General features: G+C 71.6%; 4 protein-coding genes and 1 pseudogene. 1 reads left to right on the top strand and 4 read right to left on the bottom strand.

All coding sequences use genetic code 11. The annotated features are described in order from the left end of the window. Window positions 1–542: pseudogene (locus FV234_RS24890) on the top strand (AMP-binding protein); the annotation flags it as partial. Window positions 543–860: 318 nt separating this feature from the next. Here FV234_RS24890 and msrP read toward each other — a convergent pair. The 4 genes from msrP to FV234_RS24870 all read right to left on the bottom strand — a co-directional run bounded on the left by msrP (window position 861) and on the right by FV234_RS24870 (window position 5,977). Beyond that, entirely contained in the window at window positions 861–1,799 is a 939-nt protein-coding gene (msrP, locus tag FV234_RS24885; RefSeq protein ID WP_147832328.1) for a protein-methionine-sulfoxide reductase catalytic subunit MsrP, read from the bottom strand. A gap of 115 nt (window positions 1,800–1,914) precedes the next feature. Further along, on the bottom strand, window positions 1,915–3,603 hold the full coding sequence (locus FV234_RS24880) for an AMP-binding protein (protein ID WP_147832327.1): 1,689 nt from the start codon (window positions 3,601–3,603) through the stop codon (window positions 1,915–1,917). A gap of 146 nt (window positions 3,604–3,749) precedes the next feature. Next, on the bottom strand, window positions 3,750–4,433 hold the full coding sequence (locus FV234_RS24875) for a hypothetical protein (RefSeq protein ID WP_147832326.1): 684 nt from the start codon (window positions 4,431–4,433) through the stop codon (window positions 3,750–3,752). A gap of 44 nt (window positions 4,434–4,477) precedes the next feature. Further along, complete coding sequence (locus tag FV234_RS24870; protein ID WP_147832325.1) at window positions 4,478–5,977, bottom strand: leucyl aminopeptidase; 1,500 nt, start codon at window positions 5,975–5,977, stop codon at window positions 4,478–4,480. Between the last annotated feature and the right edge of the window lie 206 nt (window positions 5,978–6,183).

The following is a 6,183-nucleotide window of genomic DNA, read 5'->3' as shown; positions in this document are numbered from 1 at the left end:
CCGGCATGCCGGTGCCCGGCCATCGCGTGGCGATCCTTCGGCCCGACGGCAGCGAGGCCGGCGTGGACGAGCCGGGCGAGATCGCCGTCGCCCGCCCCGACCCGGTGATGTTCCTGCGCTACTGGAACCAGCCGGAGGCGACCGCGCGCAAGTTCTCCGGCGACTGGATGCTCACCGGCGACCAGGCACGACGCGACGCCGACGGCTACGTCCACTTCGTCGGCCGCGACGACGACCTCATCACCTCGGCCGCCTACCGGATCGGCCCGGCCGAGATCGAGGATTGCCTCTGCACCCACCCGGCGGTGGCGCTCGCCGCCGCGATCGGCAAGCCCGACCCGCTGCGCACCGAGATCGTGAAGGCCTTCGTCGTCCTGCGCCCGGGCCATGCCCCCTCGCCGGAGCTCGCCGACGCGATCCAGGCCTTCGTCCGCACCCGGCTCTCGGCCCACGAATACCCGCGCGAGATCGAATTCCGCGATCACCTGCCGATGACGACAACCGGCAAGATCATCCGCCGGGCGCTGCGCGACGCGGGGTGAGTCGTCGGCTCGCCAGGCTCGGTCGGTCCGCCTTCCGGGGAGCCCCCTCTCCCCGCGGGCGGGGAGAGGACCGCAGGCACCTCGCCGTGCCTGCGGGAAGCGGAGGCGGAGCCGCAGCGGCGGTGAGGGGGAGGTGCCGGACGAGGCTCTTCCGTCGCCCCCCTCACCGGCGGCTGCCGCCTCGCTTCGCCGACGACGAGGTCGGCGAAGTCCTCTCCCCCACCGAAGTCGGGCCTGCCCGACTTCGGCAGGCAAGATCGGATCTCGGGCAGGCCCGAGATCCGTGCGGCGAGAGGGGATGCGCAGCGACCGACTGCCTCAGGCGAACAGGCGCTCGCCCTGGAGGTCCTTGTATAAGCCCGCCACCTGCTCGCCGTAGCCGTTGTAGATCAGCGTCGGGACGCGGGTGTCGGTGCCGAGCACGCGTTCGCTCGCCTGGCTCCAGCGCGGGTGCGGCACGGCCGGGTTGACGTTGGCCCAGAAGCCGTACTCGGACGGGCCGAGCGCCTCCCAGAAGGTCTTGGGCCGCTCGGCCACGAACGAAACCTTCACGATCGACTTGATCGACTTGAACCCGTACTTCCACGGCAGCGCGAGGCGGATCGGCGCGCCGAACTGGTTCGGCAGCGGCTTGCCGTAGATGCCGGTGGCGATGAAGGCGAGGTCATTGCCCGCCTCCTCCATCGTCAGGCCCTCGACATAGGGCCACGGGTAGAAGGTGCGCTGGCCCGGCGCCATCTTGCGGTCGAGGAAGGTCGTCAGCTGGACGTACTTCGCCCCCGAGGCGGGCTTGGCCAGCGCCACGAGCTTCGCCAGCGGGAATCCGGTCCACGGCACCGACATCGACCACGCCTCGACGCAGCGGTGGCGGTAGAGCCGCTCCTCCAGGCCGACCTTGCGGACCAGGTCCTCGACCCCGATGTCGAACGGCTTCTCCACCAGGCCGTCGACCTTGATCGTCCACGGGCTGGTCTTGAGGGCGTCGGCCGCCGGCAGCACGGTCTTCGATGTGCCGAACTCGTAGAAGTTGTTGTAGTCGCCGCTGAACTTTTCAGGAGTCAGCGGACGGTCGAGGGCGTAGGCGTCGTTGCGCGGGGCCGGATAGGGGCCGGTCTCGGCCAGCGCCCGCCCGCCCAGCATCGCCGCCGCCGCGAGGCCGGCGGAGCCGCCGAGCAGCGCCCGCCGGTCGAGGAACACCGATTCCGGCGTGACGAGGTGTTCGGGAATCTCCCAGCCGCGCAACCGCTTGATCAGCATCGTCGTCTCCGAATCGTGTCCGCCGCCGCAGCCGCGCCGCCCCTCGCGGGTGCCGGGCGCCTGCCGCGAACTGAATGTTCGCCGTCTACGGCGCAGGGGTTACCTGCGTTTCGCGTCACGCGGGTGGCGCTTCGTCGCGGAGCGCCCGGCGCAGCACCTTGCCGACGTTGGTCTTCGGCAGGCTCGCCTGCAGCACGACCTTGCGCGGCACCTTGTAGCCGGTGAGCTGGGTTCGCGCGTGGGCGCGGATCGCCTCAGGCGTCAGGTCGGGGTCGCGCACGACGACGTGGGCCACCACCATCTCGCCGGTCTCGGCGCTGGGCGCGCCGACCACGGCGCATTCGAGCACGCCGGGATGGGCGGCGAGCACGTCCTCGACCTCGTTCGGGTAGACGTTGAAGCCGGAGACGAGGATCATGTCCTTCATCCGGTCGACGATCCGCACCTCTCCGTCCGCCTCCATCACGGCGACGTCGCCGGTGCGGAAGAACCCGTCGGCGGTGGTGGCGGCGGCGGTCTCGTCGGGGCGCTTCCAGTAGCCCTTCATCACCTGCGGCCCGCGCACGCAGATCTCGCCGGGGGTGCCGGCCGGCACCGGCATCCCGTCAGGGCCGCGGATCGACACCTCGGTGGAGGGCAGCGGGTAGCCGATCGTGCCGGACCACGTCCCCAGCCGATACGGGTTCACGCAGACCACCGGCGAAGTCTCCGACAGGCCGTAGCCCTCGATGATGGTCTTGCCGGTGACCGCCTTCCAGCGCGCGGCGACCGCGCTCTGCACCGCCATGCCGCCGGCGACCACGTAGTCGAGCTGCGAGAAGTCCACCGTGTCGATCTTCGGATGGTTGTTCAACAAGTTGAACAAGGTGTTGACCCCAGAGAAGTGCGTGAAGCGCGTCTTCGCCAGCGTCTTCACGAAGCCGTCGCCGTCGCGCGGGTTGGGAATCAGCAGGCAGCTGCTGCCGGTGCGCATGAAGAAGAAGAAGCAGCAGGTCAGCGCGAAGATGTGATACAGCGGCAGCGCGGTGACCATCACCCGGCCGGGCGCTTCGATCCCCTCGAACCAGACTTCGCTCTGGACGACGTTCACCATGATGTTGCGGTGGGTTAGCATCGCCGCCTTGGCGATGCCGGTGGTGCCGCCGGTGTATTGCAGGAAGGCGATGTCGCCCTGCGTCACCTGGATTGCAGGCGCCTTCAGCCCCCTGCCCTGCCGCAGGGCCGCGTCCAACCGCACCGTCTTGTCCGCAGGCAGGGCGAAGGGCTTCACCGCCTTCTTCAGGTGGCGCGAGGCGAGATCCACGACCTTGCCCTTGAGCCCGAGGCCGTCGCCGGGGCCGGCGAGCACCACGCGGTCGAGGGCGACGCCGGGCATCGCCTCGGCGACGGTGTGGGCGAAGTTCTCCAGCACGACGAGGATGCGCGCGCCGGAATCGTTGAGCTGCGCCGACAGCTCGCGTGGCGTGTAGAGCGGGTTGATGTTGACCACCGTGCCGCCGGCGACCAGCACCCCGAAGATCGCGACCGCGTAGGCCGGCACGTTCGGCATCATGATCGCGACGCGGTCGCCCTTGGCGAGTCCTTGCGCGGCGAGCCAGGCGGCCAGCGCGCGGGCGGCGGCGCCCATCGCGGCGTAGGTCATCGAAGAGCCGAAGCACGTCACCGCCGGCCTTTTGGCGAAGCGCGCGGTGCTGGTCTCGAACAGGTCGACGAGGGTGCCGAGGCTGTCGGCGTCGATCTCCGCCGGCATGCCCGGCGGGTAGGCGGCGAGCCACGGGCGCGGTGCCCGGCTTTCCTGGATCACGGCGTTTCTCCATCGCGCACGGCATTCTTGGCCGCGCTTATCGGTCTTGTGTGTTCGCTCCCCTTGGCTGGGACTGTGCGGGATCGCTCCGCCCGCGGCAAGCGAGCGCAGCCGGCCCCGGGCGGCAGGCGCTGACAGCCGGCGGATTATGCCGTCGCGGCACGCGCCCGTCGGCCGAAGGCCACGACGAGGGCGTGCGGCAGGGCGCCGGCGAGGACCAGCAGCGCGGCGATGCCCGCCTCCGACCCGTCGAACGCCCGGCCCGGCCAGGGTCCGATGCCCTCCGCCCGGCCGAGCCCGAGGAGGGCGGCGGCGAACCACAGGGCGAGGAAACCGCAGAATGCGAACCCGATGCGGGCGCGCCAGCCGGTCCGCGGGCGGAGCCGCCCGGCCGCGAGCCAGCCGAACAGGCCGAGGATCGTGCCGAACAGGAGCGCCGCGACCGCGGCCCCGAGGGCGTAGGCGAGCCAGAGCGGCTGGCCGGTGAGGAACGCCATGCTGCCGGTGCCGTAGGCCCCGCGCAGGATCACGCCGCCGAAGGTCGGGTAGAGCGAGGCCAGCAGCAGCGCAGCGATCCCGACGACGCCCCACACCGCCCGGCGCGGGACGCCGGCCGGCCCCGGCGCCGCGGCCGCCGCGACGAGGCGGGCCAAGCCGTAGGCCAGGGCGAAGGCGAACAGCGGATAGCTGTCGAGGAAGAACCCGTAGGCGCGTGGCGCCAGCCATTCAGGCAGGTCGGAGCGCTGGCTGAGGCCCGTGGCCGCGACGAGGCCGAGGGCGAGTAGCGCCGCCACCACGGGGGCGGCGGCGGCAACACTGGAATTCCGCATCGAACCGTCCCCCCGGACCGCGGCCGCTAGACGAAACGCGACCGCTACTTGGCTTCGTAGTGGTCGCGCACCAGCCGGTCGAGCAGGCGCACGCCCCAGCCGGCGCCCCAGCTCTTGTTGATCTCGCTGGCGGTGGAGGACATGCCGACGCCGGCGATATCGAGATGCGCCCACGGCACGTCGTTGACGTAGCGCTTGATGAAGGCCGCCGCCGTCGCGGCGCCGCCATGACGGCCACCGGTGTTCTTCATGTCGGCGAACTTCGAGTCGATCGCCTTGTCGTAGGCCGGGATCAGCGGCATCCGCCAAACCATCTCGCCCACCACCTCGCCGGCGGCGTGGATCCGGCCGGCGAGCTCGTCGTCGTTCGAGAACAGGCCGGCGATGTCCTGGCCGAGCGCGACGATGATCGCGCCGGTCAGCGTCGCGAGGTCGATCATGAACTTCGGCTTGTAGGCGCCCTGCACGTGCCAGATCACGTCGGCGAGGACGAGGCGGCCTTCCGCGTCGGTGTTGATGACCTCGATGGTCTGGCCCGACATCGAGGTCACGATGTCGGACGGGCGGTAGGAGGCGCCGTCGGGCATGTTCTCGACGATGCCGATGGCGCCGACGACGTTGACCTTCGCCTTGCGGGTGGCGAGCGCGTGCAGGGTGCCGACGACGGCGGCCGCCCCGCCCATGTCGCCCTTCATGTCCTCCATGCCGCCGGCGGACTTGATCGAGATGCCGCCGGAATCGAACACGACGCCCTTGCCGATGAAGGCGACCGGAGCCTCGCCGCCGGGGCCGCCGTTCCAGCGCATCACCACGACGCGCGGCTCGCGCACCGAGCCCTGCGCCACGGCGAGCAGCGCGCCCATGCCGAGTTCGCGCATGCGGGCCGGCTCCAGCACCTCGACCTCGACGCCGAGCTTGGTCAGCTCGGAGGCGCGGCGGGCGAACTCCTCCGGGGTGAGGACGTTCGGCGGCTCGTTGATGAGGTCGCGGGCGAGCGTCACGCCCTCTGCGACGGCGGCGCTCGCGCCTGCGGCGGCCTCGGCCTCGGCGTGGCCGGCGAGCATCAGGGTCAGCGTGGTCGCGGCCTTCGCGTCCTCGGCCTCGGGCTTCTTCTTGGTCTTGTAGCGGTCGAAGGCGTAGCTGCGCAGGCGTGCGCCGAGCGTGAAGTCGGCGGCGTCCGCCGGCATCGCCGCGGCGCCCGGCCAGTCGAGCACCACGCGGGCCTCGCGGCCCGCGACCTTGCCCGCGGTGAAGCCGCCGAGCACCGGCCAGTCGATCTTGCCCCGGTCCTTGTCGGTGCCGAGCCCGACCACCACGAGGCGGTCCGCGTCGACGCCGGCCGGCGCCGGCAGCACCATCGCGCTCGAGGCGCGCGCCTTGAACTTCTCGCTGCCGGCGGCCCGGGAGACCAGGTCGACGCCCGCCTGACCGAGCGCGTCGCGGGCGCCCGCGCCGAGCACGAGGTCGTCGCCGACGAACACCACGAGGTCCCCGGATCCGCCCCGACCGAGGGGGGCGAAATGGATGGTGATGCCGTCCGACATGGCGTTGCCTTCTGCCCTGTTCCGCTGTCACGAGCGTGCTCGACAGCCGCACGCCCACCGGTGCCCTGTGTAGCCGGTGAGGCGGAGAACGCAACGCGACGCGGGCGCCCTCGAAAGGCCCCAGTTCACGCGCCATCGGAGGACGGGCCGGGCGATCCGGCGGCACGGTCCGGGGCGGGACCGGAAGGGGGCGGCGGGCGCTGTGA

The organism is Methylobacterium sp. WL8, assembly GCF_008040045.1.
Taxonomy (GTDB): Bacteria; Pseudomonadota; Alphaproteobacteria; order Rhizobiales; family Beijerinckiaceae; genus Methylobacterium; species Methylobacterium cerastii.
This window is presented reverse-complemented; position numbering and strand designations above follow the sequence as displayed.

What these genes read in the sequence shown, in the direction of transcription:
- msrP (WP_147832328.1), bottom strand. Translation starts at nt 1,799, where the DNA reads ATGCTGATCAAGCGGTTGCGCGGCTGGGAGATTCCCGAACACCTCGTC.
- FV234_RS24875 (WP_147832326.1), bottom strand. Translation starts at nt 4,433, where the DNA reads ATGCGGAATTCCAGTGTTGCCGCCGCCGCCCCCGTGGTGGCGGCGCTA.
- FV234_RS24870 (WP_147832325.1), bottom strand. Translation starts at nt 5,977, where the DNA reads ATGTCGGACGGCATCACCATCCATTTCGCCCCCCTCGGTCGGGGCGGA.